The sequence below is a fragment of the Pseudomonas trutticola BRTCR10 genome (genome assembly GCF_056155105.1).
Genome location: NZ_CM149552.1, coordinates 4,397,097 through 4,412,760, shown reverse-complemented (window position 1 = coordinate 4,412,760; position 15,664 = coordinate 4,397,097). Strand labels below are relative to the sequence as shown.

The window sequence follows — 15,664 nt, the reverse complement described above, 5'->3', positions numbered from 1 at the left end:
ACCTTATCTTGTTGGAGTACGACGATGTTTTTGCGCAACTCTTTGGCCGTGGCGGCCTGTTTGCTGGCGCTGAGTTCACCGGTCTGGGCCGGACCTGCGCACAGCTACGATTTCGGCCAGCCGGCGCCGGCCGCGAAGGCTACACGCAGCGTCGAGGTGGTGCTGAACGACATGTCGTTTGATCCGAAGGCGATTCAAGTCAAAGCGGGTGAGACGATTCGCTTTGTACTGGTGAATAAAGGCCAGTTGCTGCACGAATTCAACCTCGGTGACGCGGCAATGCACGCCGCACACCAGCAGGAAATGTTGCAGATGCAGCAAAGCGGCATGCTCACGCCTACTGGCATGAAAGAAATGTCCCACGACATGGCGGGCATGGATCACGCTGCGATGGGCCATGGCATGAAGCATGACGATCCCAACAGTGTGCTGGTGGAGCCGGGCGAAACCGCCGAGCTGACCTGGACCTTCAGCAAGGCCACCAGCCTGGAGTTCGCCTGCAATATTCCCGGGCATTATCAGGCCGGCATGGTCGGCAAACTGACTGTCAGTCAGTAAGCACTCAAAGGCGCGAGCAAAGGCTGGTAGAATCCGCTGATTCTTCAGTCAGGTTTCCGCCATGCATCCCGCAGCCGAACATTCGCCGCTGGGCAAGTCCAGCGAATACATCGCCACCTACACGCCGTCCCTGCTGTTCCCGATTCCGCGTACCGCGAAATGGGCCGAATTGGGCCTGACCGCCGAAACCCTGCCGTATAAAGGCGTGGATTTCTGGAACTGCTTCGAATTGTCGTGGCTGCTGCCGTCGGGCAAGCCGGTGGTAGCGATCGGTGAGTTCAGCATACCGGCGGATTCGCCGAACATCATCGAATCGAAGTCGTTCAAGCTGTACCTGAACTCGCTGAACCAGACCGCGTTTGCCGATATCGCGACGTTGGAAGCGACGCTGGTCAAAGACCTGTCTACCGCTGCCGGCAAGCCGGTCGGTGTGCGGGTTCGCAGCCTGAAAGACGTTGAGGCGGAAGGCGTCGTGGCACTGCCCGGCGTGTGCATCGACGATCTGGATATCAGCGTCAGCAACTACGAGCACCCGCGTCCGGAATTGCTGCGCTGCGATGATTCGCGCATCGTCGAGGAGAGCGTGCACAGCCATTTGCTCAAGTCCAATTGCCCGGTGACCAGTCAGCCGGACTGGGGCAGTGTGGTGGTGGAATATCGCGGCTCGGCGCTGGATCACGCCAGTCTGCTGGAATATATCGTCAGCTTCCGCCAGCACTCGGACTTCCATGAGCAGTGCGTGGAGCGGATCTTTCTTGATCTGCAGCGGTTGCTGAAGCCGGAGAAATTGACGGTGTTTGCGCGTTATGTGCGTCGCGGTGGGCTGGATATCAACCCGTATCGCAGCACCGAAAGTGTACAACTGCCGAACCATCGCTTGGTGCGTCAATAAATTAATCAATGTAGGAGTGAGCCTGCTCGCGATAGCGGTGCAGCAGTCGACATCAACGTTGAATGTCAGTCAGCTATCGCGAGCAGGCTCACTCCTACAGGGTATTGCATTGCCACAGTAGAAATGAAAAAGCCCTGCCAGAAATGGCAGGGCTTTTTTGCATGCGAGGGAATCAGATCCCCATGCTGCCCAGCGCATTGACGATGTTGCGCAAGGTGCCGGCAATGGCCGGGTGTTCGAGTTCGAAGCGATCAACTGCCAGATTCACGCCATCGGCGATGCTGGCGTCCTGAGTAGCCGACTCCAGTTTGATTTCAGATTCAATCTGCGCCATCAGCGCATGCAAATCTTCACGTTCGACTTCCGACAGCGGCGGATTCTGCTCCAGCTGCTCGCGCAGGGTGTCGAGCTGTTTTTGCAGTTCTTGGGCGGGCATGGTGTTTTCCTTTTATCGAGAGGCACTGGCATTGACCGCAGCCGCGCGCCAAAGGTCTATGGCTGACCTTTAGATTAATCCACTCTCGTACAACCTGCATGATCCCGATCAGGGCTTTTCGCCTTTGAGACGGCGCAGGCTGATGTCCGCCAGACAGGTTTCCAGCTCGCCCAGATGATCGATCACCGAGTGCACGCCGAGCCCGAACAACTGCATCGTCGCCTTGCCGCGCAGTTGTTCGCGTTCCTTCTGGCTCAAGGCCTGCCACTCGCCCGGTGCCAGGCCGCAGAGCGAACCGCAGGACGCAAGGCCAATGGTCCATAACCCGGCATTCAGCCCCGATTGCAGCAGACGTGGTTCGCCGCTGACCAGGACGCAACCGTCCAGGCTGCCGACGTTCAGGTCCATCAGTGCCTGCCAGCACGCGTTGGGAGCGGGCCACGGATTGATTGTTGCCGAATGTTGCGCAGGCTTGATCCACGCCGGCAAAGTCGCCGACAGCGGCAGTGCAAGGGCAGGGGGCAACTCATCGATCCAGGCGCAGGGAATCTGCTGGCGCTGCAAGTTGTGCAGGCTCTCAAGTGCGCCCGGTGTGGCTTCGGCCTGTTCGGGCAGGGAAATGGTCTGTTGCCGGGCGCGAGCACCGAAATCCACCAGGCATCCGCTGAGACCGAACAATACGGCGGTCAGGCCGGGTGCAGCGAGGGGCAAGGTTTCGGCATGTGACATGGCAGCGTCCCTGAAATAACCATAAGGCTAGGGCGCGCCGGTGACAGTTGGATGACAGGCTTGTGAACAGGGCGCTGGAAACGTCCTACAAGTAGCTTCATTCCCAGACTGCCCAAAAGACCTTTTGCGCTTATACTAGCGGCCTTACGCCCGGGCGAAGCTGCTCGCGCCAGTACAAATCCAAGGAGTTTTTCTATGCGCTGGAGCCCTTCGCTCGCTCAGCTTTGTGTATATGCCGGCTTGTTGCTGGCGCCGTTCGCCACTCAAGCGGCAACGGAAGAAGACCCTTGGGAGAGCGTCAACCGTCCGATCTTCGAGTTCAACGACTTCGTCGACACCTACGCGCTGAAGCCGCTGGCGCAAGGCTACGAGTTTGTGACGCCGCAATTTCTCGAAGATGGCATCCACAACATGTTCCGCAACGTCGGTGATGTCACCAACCTGGCGAACAACATCCTGCAGGCCAAACCGGCTGCGGCTGGCGTCGACACCGCACGCTTGATCTTCAACACCACGTTCGGTCTGCTCGGCTTCTTCGATGTCGGCACCAAAATGGGCCTCAATCGCAGCGATGAAGACTTCGGCCAGACCCTCGGCTACTGGGGCGTCGGCAGTGGTCCATACGTGATGCTGCCGCTGATGGGCCCAAGCACCCTGCGTGATGCGCCGTCGAAATACGTCGACAGCTACACCGGTCCTTACCGCTACATCAACGACGTGCCGGTGCGTAACTCGGTGTTCGGCCTGAACATCGTCGACACCCGCGCCAGCCTGCTGTCGAGCGAGAAGTTGATCAGCGGCGACAAATACACCTTCATCCGCAACGCCTACTTGCAGAACCGTGAGTTCAAGGTGAAGGATGGTCAGGTCGAAGACGATTTTTGATTTCGACCGATAGAATGAAGAAGGCGACCTCCGGGTCGCCTTTTTTGTGTGCGCTTATGTCATCTGCAGAATGGTCAGGCCGAGGCGCTGAGTCTTGTCATCCTGCGCCTTGACCCAGACGACTTCGGTCTCGGCCTCAAGGCCGCTGAGTGCCGCATGCTCGGAGTCGATGCGTACGCTCAAGCGGTCGCCAACCGCGAACTGACGCGGCGCCTCGACCTGCATGCCACTGCTCGAGAGGTCGATGCACACCGCTGAAACCTCATCACCTGCATGAATCAACACGACATCGGCATCGACCCGCATGCGGATGAAATCGCGCTTTTCGCTGTAGTCCCGACCGGTTTGACTCATGGTTTCGTCCTTCCATTGGGTTACGGTTTGAGCTGTTCTTATAACTCTCGGTGATTTGACAAGTAAAGTCGTCAAGCGACCATCGGCGCATGCTTGAAACGCCCCGCGGATGGGAGTACCGTCTGCGCCTTAGAAGGGCACCTCTGGTGCAACCGTGTACGGAGCTAACGCTCGAAAGCGGTGCAGCAGAGAGGCTAGAAAGCGAATCCAGTAGTCAGTGCAGGGCCTGTCGCCCCGCCAACTACGCCAACCTAATTCTGGCGCCGTTTGCCCACATGCCAAAAACCAGTGCCACGCTGCTGATAATCGATGATGACGAAGTAGTGCGCGCGAGCCTCGCGGCCTATTTGGAAGACAGTGGTTTCAGCGTCCTGCAGGCCAGCAACGGCCAACAGGGTCTTCAGGTATTCGAGCAAGACAAGCCCGACTTGGTCATCTGCGATCTGCGCATGCCGCAGATGGGCGGTCTCGAACTCATCCGTCAGGTCACCGAGCTGTCGCCGCAAACTCCGGTGATCGTGGTTTCGGGTGCCGGCGTGATGAACGACGCGGTCGAGGCCCTGCGCCTGGGCGCGGCGGATTACCTGATCAAGCCTCTCGAAGATCTGGCTGTGCTCGAGCACTCCGTGCGCCGGGCCCTGGATCGTGCGCGCCTGCTGCTGGAAAACCAGCGCTATCGCGAGAAGCTGGAAAAGGCCAACCGCGAGCTCGAAGCCAGCCTGAACCTGCTCCAGGAAGACCAGAACGCCGGTCGCCAGGTGCAGATGAACATGCTGCCGGAAAGCCCGTGGAGCATCGACGAGTTCAAGTTTGCCCACCAGATCATCCCGTCGTTGTACCTGTCGGGTGATTTTGTCGACTATTTCCGTGTCGACGAGCGCCGGGTTGCGTTCTACCTGGCGGATGTATCCGGTCATGGTGCCTCATCAGCCTTTGTCACCGTGCTGCTGAAGTTCATGACCACGCGCTTGCTGTTCGAGTCCAAGCGCAACGGCACCTTGCCGGAATTCAAGCCTTCGGAAGTCCTTGGTCATATCAACCGGGGGCTGATCAGTTGTAAGCTGGGCAAACACGTCACAATGGTCGGTGGAGTCATCGACGAGGAGACCGGTTTGTTGACCTATAGCATCGGCGGCCATCTGCCTTTGCCCGTGTTGTACACACCTGACAGTGTTCGTTATCTGGAAGGACGTGGTCTGCCGGTGGGGCTTTTCAATGAAGCCACTTACGAAGATCACGTGCTTGAGCTGCCGCCGACGTTCAGCCTGACGCTGATGTCTGATGGCATTCTGGATCTATTGCCAGAACCTACGCTCAAAGAAAAAGAAGCGGCTTTGCCCCAGCGGGTGAAGTCAGCGGGCGGCAGCCTGGATGGTCTGCGGCAAGTGTTTGGATTGGCCACGCTAGGGGAGATGCCGGATGATATCGCCCTGTTGGTGTTGAGCAGGAATCTTTAATGAGTACCGGTAGAATCCAGTTCGCCGAGCAGGATGGCACCTTCGTCCTGAAGTTCGTCGGTGAAGTTCGCCTGACCCTGTGTTCGGCGTTGGATGCGACTATTGAGAAAATCTTCACCGCGCTGAATTTCAACGCGATCGTGATCGATTTGACCGAAACCCGCAGCATCGACAGCACCACGCTGGGCCTGTTGGCCAAGCTGTCGATCCTGTCGCGGCAGAAGGTCGGCCTGCTGCCGACCGTCGTTACCACCCACGATGACATCACCCGTCTCCTGCAATCGATGGGCTTCGAGCAGGTGTTCAACATCGTCAACCATCCCGTGCCGTGCCCGGAATGCCTGGACGACCTGCCTGATCAGGATCAGTCGGAAGAAGTGGTGCGGATCAAAGTGCTGGAAGCGCACAAGATCCTCATGGGGCTGAATGATTCCAACCGTGAAGCCTTCCATGATCTGGTGAATGCCCTCGAAAGACACTGATCTGTTGAGAGAAAAGGTGTTTGAGCCGGCCTTATCGCTGGCAAGCCAGCTCCCACAGTGATTGAGTGACCCCGGAGTCTCTGTTCCACACATGACCCTGTGGGAGCGGGCTTGCCCGCGAAGGCGTCAGTTCAGACAATGCATCTTCCGGCACTGCATAAAAAAGGGCGAACCCAACCGGGTTCGCCCTTTTTGCATTCCTGCGACTCAGATCACAGCTTGGCCTGCAACAGCGCCTCAAGCTTCTCCTGGTCACGGGCAAACTGACGAATGCCTTCGGCCAGTTTCTCGGTGGCCATCGCGTCTTCGTTGGACAACCAGCGGAACTGCGCTTCGTTCAAGCTCAGGCGCGCTTCACCGGCATGACCCGGGGCGAGTTTGCGCTCCAGCTTGCCAGTGTCCGCTGCCAGCTTGTCGATCAGGTCCGGGCTGATGGTCAGGCGATCGCAGCCGGCCAGTTGCTCGATCTGGTTCAGGTTACGGAAGCTCGCGCCCATGACCACGGTCTTGTAGTCATTGGCCTTGTAGTAGTTGTAGATGCGCGTTACCGACTGCACGCCCGGATCATCGGCGCCGGTGTAGTCGTTGCCGTTGGCCTTCTTGTACCAGTCGTAGATACGGCCCACGAACGGCGAGATCAGGAATACGCCGGCATCGGCGCAGGCTGCCGCTTGCGCGAAGGAGAACAGCAGGGTCAGGTTGGTCTGGATGCCTTCCTTCTCCAGCACTTCGGCAGCGCGAATGCCTTCCCATGTCGAAGCGATCTTGATCAGTACGCGGTCGCGGCCAATGCCGGCCTTGTCATACAGTTCGATCAGGCGATGCGCACGCTTGAGCACGGCGTCTTTGTCGAACGACAGGCGCGCATCCACTTCGGTGGAGATGCGGCCCGGGATCACTTTGAGAATTTCCTGACCCACGGCGACGCCGAAACGGTCGCTGGCCAGGCCGACGTCGCCCTTGCAGTCGCTGACGCAGGCGTTCAGCAGCTCGGAGTAACCAGAAATGGCCGCGGCTTTAAGTAGCAGGGAAGGGTTGGTGGTGGCGTCGACCGGTTTCACCCGGGCGATCGCTTCGAAGTCGCCAGTGTCGGCAACCACGGTGGTCATTTGTTTGAGTTGTTCCAGCTTGGAAGTCATGTGTGTGCTCTGTCCTGTGGGTTTGACGACATTACCCGAGCGCTGACAGCCACTCAAGGGCGCGTACGTGTATCGATAGCCCTCGCGGCAACAACCTGAAAACGATTGTTTGAATGGTGGGGGCGCGGTATCGATGAATACGATGCCAAAACGGCTCACAGGTTCAAAGCAACTGACCTGCGTACAGGTCAGTCGCACGCGGACTACTGGGCATTCAATTGAGTTGCGGCGGCTATTTTCGCGGGCTTCGGTTGGCCGTCAGAGGTCAGCAGGCCGAAGTTCTTTTCGCGCTCGTTACTCCCCGAGTCGCTGTTTCGCCATTCATAGAGGGATGTCAGCGGGATACCGAGCTTTTTCACATCGGCGATGAAGGCGCCGACTTTGCTGGCCTGGCCGTCGTTGCCGCCATTGGAGCTGAGCGCCGATATGCCCCATTCACTGATGACCCCCGGCAGATGGAAGTTTTGCTGAATAAACGCCTGCGCGTTGCTGATCTGCGTGGCTGTCATGCCGTAAGGGTGGTAGGAAATCGCGCTCAGGCATTTGGGGTATTCGCTGACGATGCGGTTGAGTGCCACGGTTGAAGCAGAGCCGGCAGTCGGTGGCCGGGCGAAACCGTAGCCGACCAGCGGCGTCGATTGCGCTGAGCCCTGCAGCGACTTGCACACAGCGCTCATGAACGGCACGAACGTCGTGTCGAAATGACGCGTCGGCCAATAGGTCTCAAGATCTGGCTCATTCCAGATCTCAATCGCCACCAGTTGTGTGCTGTAGGAGTTTTCCAGACCCGACAGCGCATTGGCAAACGATTCGCCGGCGGTTGCCAGATCGGTGGCTGAGGTGGCGGGCAAAGGCTTGATGGCACGCACGGTCAGCAACACCGGCAGGCCCGCAGATTTAGCCGCGGCGAAGGCATCGCTGACCTGTTTTTGATAAGCCTTGGCAGTCAGGCTGTCGCTCCACACACCGAAGCGCACAAAACTGAATCCGGCGTCTTTGATGTGCGCGGCGTCCTCGGCGGTGAAGTTCTGGATCTTCACCTGGACACCGATGGTCTTGGCGGGGAGGTTGGGGAAGAGCTCACTGGCGTGAACTTGAGTGAGGGCACTGAGTGCCAGCAACGCAGGGGCGAGCCGTTTGAGATGGGCTGGTTTCATGTCTGTTCTCCCGATGGGAATGACAACGGCGAATAGTTATCTCGTTACATGAATTACGAAACTAACAATGGCACTAAGTGCATGAATGTTATTTTTTGTCAGGAAGTGATTGGCTGAAAATCACAGTTATTTTTAGTCCGTTAATTCCGATTGGGGTGCTTTTGGGGGTGTGGTACTTAATACGCTGCTACTAACAGGGTCAATCTATTTCCGAGTGCAGGAAGATCTTGCGGGTTCATTAAAAAACCGCTCTGGATGTTGGCAGTTTGATATTACACAGGAAAGAAAACCTTGTTCAAAAACATCCTTGTCGTCTGCGTTGGCAATATATGCCGAAGTCCGACAGCAGAACTTCTGTTGCGCAAAGCGCTGGCGCCGGCAGACATCTCGGTGACCTCCGCAGGCCTCTCGGCGCGCGTCGGTGAAGGCGTGGAGGCGTCGGCCCGGCAGGTTCTGCAAGACCACGGGCATAACCCCGAAGGTTTCAAGGCGCGGCAACTGACGCCGGATATCGTCAATGAATCAGATCTGATTCTGGTCATGGAAAAACAGCACGTTAATCAAGTATTGAAGATTGCCTCTCACGCGCGGGGCAAAGTGTTTTTGCTCGGCAAATGGCGGAGCGAGCGAGAAATACAAGATCCCTATCGTCAAGGCAAGGCCGCTTTTATTCATGCCCATGCATTGATTGAAGATGCTGTCAGCTCATGGGCACAACGTCTCGCACGTTGATGAATATTCTTCAGATCAGTGAATGGTAAGAACAGACTTATGCAGTTACCGTCAGTAATCGCCAACCGTGATAACGATCAAGACAGTATTGATCTGCTCGGCATATTCGGCAGTTTGATCGACCAGAAATGGTTGATCGGTGCGTTTACCGGTGCCTTCATGGCTGCCGGCGTTGCCTATGCCGTTTTGGCCACGCCGGTGTACCTGGCGAACGCGCTGGTTCAGGTCGAACCGAAAAAGAACGACATGCTCGGTTTTTCCGATCTCAACAGCATGCTCGGGGGGCAATCGCCGTCGGTGACCGAAATCGGCATCATCAAATCCCGCGCGGTGATCGGCAAAACCGTCGATGACTTGCGTCTGGACATCGACGTCACCCCAAACACCTTCCCGCTGATCGGCGGTTTTCTCGCCCGTCGTTATCGTGGCGAAACCGAGTTCAGCGTGGCGCCGCCACGTTTCGGCCTGAACAGCTACGCGTGGGGCGGCGAGAGGCTGGAGATCACCCGGCTCGACCTGCCGAAAGAACTGCTCGGCAAGAAACTCTCGCTGATCGCTGGCGAGCAGCATCACTTCCAGTTGTTCGATGAAAACGACAACGTGCTGGTTGACGGCGTCACCGGTGAAGCCTTCGCGCAAGACGGCGTAGAAGGGCTGATCACGCAGCTGTCGGCCAACCCGGGCACTCGCTTTGAAGTGGTGCGCAATCCACGGATCGTGACCATCCAGGGCTACCAGGATGCGCTGGATATTTCCGAGCAAGGCAAGGAGTCGGGGATTATTCGCCTGGCACTGGCCAGTTCCGACGCTGCCGAGGCGGTGAAGATTCTCAACAAGATTGCTGCGCTGTACGTGGAACAAAACGTGCGCCGCACCTCGGCGGAAGCCGCGCAGAGTCTGGCCTTCCTGCAAAGCCAGTTACCGCAGGTCAAACGTGATCTGGCCAAGGCCAGCGATGCGCTCAATGCCTACCAGACTCACGGCAAGACCGTGAACATCTCCCTGGAAACCCAGTCGGTGCTCGGTCAGTCCGTAGCGCTCGAAACGCGGATTTCCGAACTGAAAATGCAACAAGCGGAGATGGACCGCAAATTCACCCGACAACACCCGGCCTATCGCGCATTGATGAGCCAGATCGGCGAATTGACCCAGCAACAGAAGTCGCTGGAAGGCAAAGTCCAGGACCTGCCGGCCACGCAGCAAGAGCTGCTCAACCTGACCCGCGATGTCGAAGTCGCCTCGCAGATTTACACGCAACTGCTGAACAAATCCCAGGAGCTAGACATCATCCGCGCCGGTGCCGTCGGCAACGTGCGCCTGGTCGACACGGCGGATGTCGACCTGACCAGTCCGGTCAAACCGAAAAAAGCCCTGATTGTGCTGATTGCGACCTTTCTCGGCGGGTTCCTCGGTGTGGCTCTGGTGTTATTGCGTAAATCCCTGAGTCGCGGTCTGGAGGGTCCGGAAGCCATCGAGCAACTCGGTTTGCCGGTGTACGCCTCGATTCCTTACAGCGCACTGCAACAGGAAGAGGACGGCAAAAAAGGTCGCGCCCGCGATGGCGTCGACAAACCGGCGTACCTGTTGGCATTGCGCAACCCGACGGATCTGTCCATCGAATCGATCCGCAGCCTGCGCACTTGCCTGCACTTCGCCGCCCTGGACTCGACCAACAACCGCATCATGATTTCCGGGCCGAGCCCGCAGGTCGGCAAGACGTTTGTGTCTTCCAACCTGGCTGCGGTCATGGCGCAAAGTGGTCAGCGCGTGGTGCTGATCGATGCCGATATGCGCAAAGGGCATTTGCACAAAACTCTGAATGTACCGATCGCCAATGGTCTGTCAGACCTGTTGGTCAAGCGCTGCACCATTGAGCAGGCGATCAATAAAGTCGAAGGCGCCGACCTGCACTTCATCAGTCGTGGTCAGGTGCCGCCCAATCCTTCCGAGCTGCTGATGCATGCCAACTTCCGCGAGCTGCTGGCAGAACTCAGCGAGCTGTACGACGTGGTGATCATCGATACGCCGCCTCTGCTGGCAGTGACCGATGCAGCGATTGTCGGCCGTGAAGCCGGCATCAGCCTGATCGTCACGCGCTTCGGGGTGAACCCGGCCAAAGAGATCGAACTGACCATTCGCCGCTTCGCGCAGAACGGCATCGAGTTGAAAGGCGCGGTGTTCAACGGCGTCGAGAAGCGCGCAGCCAGTTATTACGGCAATGGCGGCTACGGCTATTACAACTACGAATACGCCTCCGACAAGTCCTGAGTCAGCGATCGTTCTTACATGTTTGAAGTGGGTGAGTTGTGAAAAAAATACTGCACGTGGCTGAAACGATCAAAGGTGGCGTCGCGACGGTGATCCGCACGATTTCGACGTCACCCGAAGACGACGCTGCCAGCTATGAGCTGGTCTATCTGGTCCCGCAGGATCAGGAAAAAGAGCTGCACGGCATTCCGGCGCAGCAGATCCGCACCTTCGCTCGAACCGGGCGCAATGTGCCGTCGCTGCTGCGTTTCGCCTGGCGTCTGATCCAGGTGATGCTCAAGGAAAAGCCTGATGTGGTGCATTTGCACAGCACCTTTTCCGGGGTGATCGGCCGTTGCGTGTGCGTGCTGTTGCGACCGTGGCGCAAGCCGAAAATCGTCTACTGCCCGCATGCCTTTTCGTTCCTGATGGAAAGCTCGCCGACCAAGCAGAAAGCTTATGCGTGGATCGAGCGGGTCTTGCAGAAAGTCACCGACGTGATCATTTGCGTCAGCCAGTACGAGCTCGACAAAGCCGCGAAGTTTGGCATCGAGCGCAAGCGCATGAAGCTGATCTACAACGGCATTCATCGCAAGGAAGACGCGCCGAAAACCAACACCCCCGAGCCGATTCATCTGCTGTTTGTCGGCCGTCTCGACTACCAGAAAGGCTTCGATGTGCTGCTCAAGGCCTACGCCAAAGTGCAGCGCAACGACCTCAAGCTGACGGTGGTCGGCAGTGCGGTCAACGAGGATGCGGTCGAGTGCCCGCCAATGGCTGGCGTCGAATATTTGCCATGGGTGACGCCGACCGAAGTGCACGCGCTGTATCAAAAAGCCGATGCGCTGATTGTGCCGAGTCGCTGGGAAGGCTTTGCGATGGTGCCGCTGGAAGGCATGGCGATGGGCTTGCCGGTGATCGCCAGTAACTGCACCTCGCTGCCGGAGCTGGTCACCCATGAAGTGTCCGGCTACGTCTTCCCCTCCGGCGATCATCAGGCCCTGGCCGATGTGCTGACGATCATTCAGAAGCCGCGTTTGCTCGACCTCGGCAACGAAGGTCGCAGCATCGTCCGCGAGCGCTTCAGCGCTGCCTTGATGATCCGCCAGACCTACGACCTGTATTGCGCTCCCACTTATTAAGTAGAACTCAGCTTATGAACGTAACGATTTTGCATGGCTACAGTGCGTCCAACTCCGGTGACGGTCTGCTGGTCGATCTGGCAATTGCGCTGGTGCAGCGCAACTTTGGTGAAGACACGTCGATCAGCGTCGTGGCTTCCGATCCCGAGTCCTTCAACTATCTGCCGCACCCGCGTTTTGACGCGCCGGTGATGGCCGCCAAGGGTTTGGGCCGGGTCAAGCAAGCGGTGTTTCTCAATCAGTCCTACGCCGGGCTCGCCGATCTGTTGAAGAAAACCGACTTGATCGTCGGCGTCGGCGGCGGCTACATGCGTTCGAAGAGTGCCTTCGAACACATCAAACTCAAGCTGGGCCACGCCAAGCAACTGGAAACCGCGATCCTCAGCAAAGTGCCGTCGGTGTACCTGCCGCAAAGCATCGGCCCGTTCCATGGCGAGAGCAGCAAGATCGTCGAGCACTACGCCAGCGCCGACGCGGTGTTCGTGCGCGACAACCGCTCCTCGGCGATCTTCGATGCTTGCGAAAACGTCTATCGCGCGCCGGATCTCGCAGTGCAGTCGCTGGCCGGCAAGATTCTTCAGCAACCCAAGTTCACCCGTTGCGCGGCATCGCCGGCCACGGTCTGCGTGGTGCTGCGCAAGCCGCCGGAGTGGAGCAAGGAAAAGAAGCTCGCCTACGTCGCCAATCTGAAGTTGCTGCTGCAGCGTTTGAAGAACAAAAGCAAAGTGGTCTGCGCGGTGCAAAGCGCGGTGCGCGGTAACGATGACGGCGCGTTCTATCGCGAACTGGGCATTACTGAAGACTTGCTGTCGTTGAAGGCGACCATCGCCAAATACCAACCGGACCTGGTGATTTCCGTGCGTCTGCACGGCGCCATCGAGTCGCTGCTCTCCGGCGTGCCGGCGTATCACATCAGCTACGAGCGCAAAGGTTTTGGCGCCTATCAGGACATGGGTGTCGAGGACTGGGTGATCAATGGCGGCGACATCAATGTCGACACCATCATCGACACGGTCTACGCGCCGAATGCACTGTCGAACTTCGGCAAACGCCTGACCGACACCTGCCGCGAGATCGAGGCGAAAACCGTGGCCATGGACGAGATCATCAAAGGGATCGTTCGATGATATTTCGGCTATTGCTTCGCGGCGGAGCCTTGGGCGCGAAGTTTTTGCTGGTGTTGGCGATCACTCATTACCTCGGTTATGAGGCCTTGGGTTTCTATGGCGTGGTGGTCGCGGCGTCGTTGATCGCCTCGAAGTTTTACAGTGTCGGTTTCAGTTCGGAGATCAATCGGCTGATCAGCGTCGGTGGCAGTTCGCGCCGGGTGGTCGACAAGGTGTTGCTGTTGTACCTCGCTGTCGGATTGCTGTTGTCGGTGGCGACGGTGCTGATTTATTCGCTGTTCCAGCAGGTCGATGCGACAACCGCGCTGATCCTCTGCGTGACGCTGGTTTTGCTCAGCGAGCACCTGTCGTTCGAGATCAACTCGTTCGTGTTCTCCGCGCAGAAAGCCACGGCGGGCGCCCTGTTGTTCTTCATCAAGACCGGCCTGTGGGCGTTGTTGGCCGTCGGCGGGATGATGCTCGGTTGGGTGTCGGAAATCGCCAGTGTGTTGTGGTTGTGGGTGGTCGCCAACGTGCTGGTGATCATCGCCGGTTACTGGATCGTGGTGAACGTTCATCACGGCCGGGAAGACGGGTCACTGGCCACGGCCACCGTGTGGAAAGCCGGGTTGCCGTTCTACTTCGGCACCGGGTTGATCGCGCTGAGTCAGTACGCCGAACGCTTTCTGATCGCCGACCTCGAACCCTACGCCAGGCTCGGTCAATACGTGTACGCGTGGTCGGCGGCCAACACGTTGCAGGCGCTGTCGTACGCGGTGGTGGCGGTGGTGGGCATTCCAGTACTCGCCAAGCGTTTCCAGGCTGATCAACAGGCGTTCACGGTCAGGCAACTGTTCGTGAACAAATGGGTCATGCGCTCGCTGGTGGTCTCGGCTGCAGTGGCGGTGGCGATTTATCTGTTCTTCAACGTGGTGCTCGATTACGTCGCCACCAGCGTGCCGCGCCCGGACAACGCGATCCTCGGCGTGCTGATTTTCTCCTTCGCCCTGCGTGCGATTGGCGACATCGTCTGGGGTGGTTTGATTGCCTCGAAAAACAGTCGGGTATCTCTCGCCAGCGCGGCGATCTGCCTGCTGGTTTCAGTGCCGGTCAGCTACGTACTGATCAAGCACTATTCGATCTATGGCGCGGCTTGGGGCAACGTCTTCGCGATCATCGTGCAGCTAGGTGTGATTGCCCTGTTGACCCGCGTGACCGCTGCGAAAAAGGCTGCTGTGTCATGGGCCTGAAGCTGCCGTGCATCGAGTTTCGCGGCAAGAAACTCGATTCGTACGTCTCGTTCCTGATCCTCTTCACCGGGCTGTTTCTGTCGGTGGCGATGCCGCTGCTGATCCCCCGCGATCCGGGCCCGGATGCGATGACGTTGTGGTCGTCCTATGCGCGTGCCGACAACTGCAATTTCTGGAACCCGTTCTCGCCGGATCGTTCTTCTTACGAGTGTTCGGCGTTCCTGCTGCGACCCACCGGGATCAACCTGACCAACGCCTGGGCCTACGGGATGTTCTGCAACTTTTTCCTCACGGCGATTCCGGTGGTGGTCTTTCGGCGTATGCCGCTGGCGATCTTCGGCACCTTGTGTCTGTGGGGCATCGTGCGCTCGTTCTTCCTGGAAAACCTGACCAAGGAAATCATTGTGTCGGTGGCGGTGCTGAGCATTTTGCTCAGCTCGTTGACACGCAAATATCGCGGCGGCTTCTTCCTCTCGGCGGTGATCTACGGCGTGCTGATCCGGCCCTACTGGATTCTGTTTTCGCTGTCGTGGGTTGGCGTCTGCGTGATGAAGAAGTACGTGTCGCGCACGACGTTTTTTTTGATGCTGTTCCTGTTCTACCTGGCGGTGGCGATGTCGATCCAGGTGGCGCTGGGTTTTCCGGTGTCGTCGATTCGCGCCAGCAACAACGAGTTGCGTACGGCGGGCGAGGAGGGTTCCAAATCGCTGATCGTGTCGTGGCTCAGCGGCAGTGACTTCGTCTCGCAGGCGCTGGACTCGATGATCATCTTCTTTCGGCTGTCGTTCCCCGTGGAACTGATTCTGCTCTCCGGGCCGGGTCAGGTGATCTTCGTCGCGTTGATGATCATGACCGCGTTGCTGCTGTTCAAAGTCATCACCTCGACCGACTACAAGGGCGCGCCGATCCAGACCAAACCCAAGGAACTGATCGCGATTCCGCTGGCGTTTTTGCTGGTGCAAGGCTTGTTCGAGCCGGACTTCGGCTCCTTCGCCCGACACTTTTCCATGGTCGTGCCGGTGCTGTTTGTCGGTTTGGGTTTGATGCTGCGGGCGAACAAACCGGTGCAGGTTGAATCAAGAATTCTGAATTGAGGCA

At 58.1% G+C, this 15,664-nt stretch carries 16 protein-coding genes; 11 read left to right on the top strand and 5 right to left on the bottom strand.

All coding sequences use genetic code 11. The annotated features are described in order from the left end of the window. Positions 1–24 precede the first annotated feature (24 nt). Entirely contained in the window at positions 25–558 is a 534-nt protein-coding gene (copI, locus tag ACVVH8_RS20005) for a copper-resistant cuproprotein CopI (protein WP_475225872.1), read from the top strand. A gap of 61 nt (positions 559–619) precedes the next feature. Then, positions 620–1,450 (top strand): NADPH-dependent 7-cyano-7-deazaguanine reductase QueF, encoded by an 831-nt coding sequence (queF, locus tag ACVVH8_RS20000; protein WP_213026125.1) that lies wholly within the window; start codon positions 620–622, stop codon positions 1,448–1,450. A gap of 172 nt (positions 1,451–1,622) precedes the next feature. On the opposite strand, the gene ACVVH8_RS19995 is transcribed toward queF, so the two are convergent. Together ACVVH8_RS19995 and ACVVH8_RS19990 are read right to left on the bottom strand one after the other, a co-directional pair. Beyond that, entirely contained in the window at positions 1,623–1,886 is a 264-nt protein-coding gene (locus ACVVH8_RS19995) for a DUF4404 family protein (protein WP_103305085.1), read from the bottom strand. 108 nt (positions 1,887–1,994) lie between these two features. Then, positions 1,995–2,615, bottom strand: coding sequence for an HAD family phosphatase (locus tag ACVVH8_RS19990; RefSeq protein ID WP_475225869.1), 621 nt, complete (start codon positions 2,613–2,615; stop codon positions 1,995–1,997). 195 nt (positions 2,616–2,810) lie between these two features. Between ACVVH8_RS19990 and ACVVH8_RS19985 the strand changes: the two genes are divergently transcribed. Beyond that, a complete protein-coding gene (locus tag ACVVH8_RS19985; RefSeq protein WP_103305087.1) occupies positions 2,811–3,500 on the top strand; it encodes an MlaA family lipoprotein in 690 nt (229 codons plus the stop codon). Between the two features lie 54 nt (positions 3,501–3,554). On the opposite strand, the gene ACVVH8_RS19980 is transcribed toward ACVVH8_RS19985, so the two are convergent. Beyond that, positions 3,555–3,854, bottom strand: a complete 300-nt coding sequence (locus ACVVH8_RS19980; protein ID WP_213026124.1) for a PilZ domain-containing protein — start codon at positions 3,852–3,854, stop codon at positions 3,555–3,557. A 275-nt stretch (positions 3,855–4,129) separates the two neighbouring features. On the opposite strand from ACVVH8_RS19980, the gene rssB reads away from it, so the two are divergent. Both rssB and rssC read left to right on the top strand, forming a co-directional pair. Beyond that, on the top strand, positions 4,130–5,311 hold the full coding sequence (gene rssB / locus ACVVH8_RS19975) for a two-component system response regulator RssB (RefSeq protein WP_047302218.1): 1,182 nt from the start codon (positions 4,130–4,132) through the stop codon (positions 5,309–5,311). Next, complete coding sequence (gene rssC, locus ACVVH8_RS19970; RefSeq protein WP_042560140.1) at positions 5,311–5,793, top strand: anti-sigma factor antagonist RssC; 483 nt, start codon at positions 5,311–5,313, stop codon at positions 5,791–5,793. The genes rssB and rssC overlap by 1 nt, the downstream gene beginning before the upstream one ends. A gap of 212 nt (positions 5,794–6,005) precedes the next feature. Here the strand turns inward: rssC and tal are convergent, their stop codons facing one another. Both tal and ACVVH8_RS19960 read right to left on the bottom strand, forming a co-directional pair. Then, positions 6,006–6,932: a transaldolase gene (gene tal, locus ACVVH8_RS19965; protein ID WP_475225867.1), complete on the bottom strand. Its 927-nt coding sequence runs from the start codon at positions 6,930–6,932 to the stop codon at positions 6,006–6,008. A 203-nt stretch (positions 6,933–7,135) separates the two neighbouring features. Continuing rightward, entirely contained in the window at positions 7,136–8,089 is a 954-nt protein-coding gene (locus ACVVH8_RS19960; protein ID WP_475225865.1) for a cellulase family glycosylhydrolase, read from the bottom strand. A gap of 291 nt (positions 8,090–8,380) precedes the next feature. On the opposite strand from ACVVH8_RS19960, the gene ACVVH8_RS19955 reads away from it, so the two are divergent. Genes ACVVH8_RS19955 through ACVVH8_RS19930 form a run of 6 tightly spaced genes read left to right on the top strand, consistent with a single transcriptional unit; the run spans position 8,381 to position 15,660 of the window. Further along, positions 8,381–8,821, top strand: coding sequence for a low molecular weight protein-tyrosine-phosphatase (locus tag ACVVH8_RS19955; protein WP_475225861.1), 441 nt, complete (start codon positions 8,381–8,383; stop codon positions 8,819–8,821). Between the two features lie 39 nt (positions 8,822–8,860). Then, complete coding sequence (locus tag ACVVH8_RS19950) at positions 8,861–11,089, top strand: polysaccharide biosynthesis tyrosine autokinase (RefSeq protein WP_475225858.1); 2,229 nt, start codon at positions 8,861–8,863, stop codon at positions 11,087–11,089. Positions 11,090–11,127: 38 nt separating this feature from the next. Continuing rightward, the gene (locus ACVVH8_RS19945; RefSeq protein WP_475225856.1) at positions 11,128–12,210 is read left to right on the top strand and encodes a glycosyltransferase; all 1,083 of its coding nucleotides are present in this window, start codon (positions 11,128–11,130) and stop codon (positions 12,208–12,210) included. 14 nt (positions 12,211–12,224) lie between these two features. Continuing rightward, on the top strand, positions 12,225–13,337 hold the full coding sequence (locus tag ACVVH8_RS19940; RefSeq protein ID WP_213026118.1) for a polysaccharide pyruvyl transferase family protein: 1,113 nt from the start codon (positions 12,225–12,227) through the stop codon (positions 13,335–13,337). Then, the gene (locus tag ACVVH8_RS19935; RefSeq protein ID WP_475225853.1) at positions 13,334–14,566 is read left to right on the top strand and encodes an MATE family efflux transporter; all 1,233 of its coding nucleotides are present in this window, start codon (positions 13,334–13,336) and stop codon (positions 14,564–14,566) included. The genes ACVVH8_RS19940 and ACVVH8_RS19935 overlap by 4 nt, the downstream gene beginning before the upstream one ends. Beyond that, positions 14,557–15,660 carry a hypothetical protein gene (locus tag ACVVH8_RS19930; RefSeq protein ID WP_103305096.1) on the top strand — a complete coding sequence of 368 codons (1,104 nt, stop codon included), beginning with the start codon at positions 14,557–14,559 and terminating at the stop codon, positions 15,658–15,660. Before ACVVH8_RS19935 ends, ACVVH8_RS19930 begins: the two co-directional genes overlap by 10 nt. Positions 15,661–15,664 lie beyond the last annotated feature (4 nt).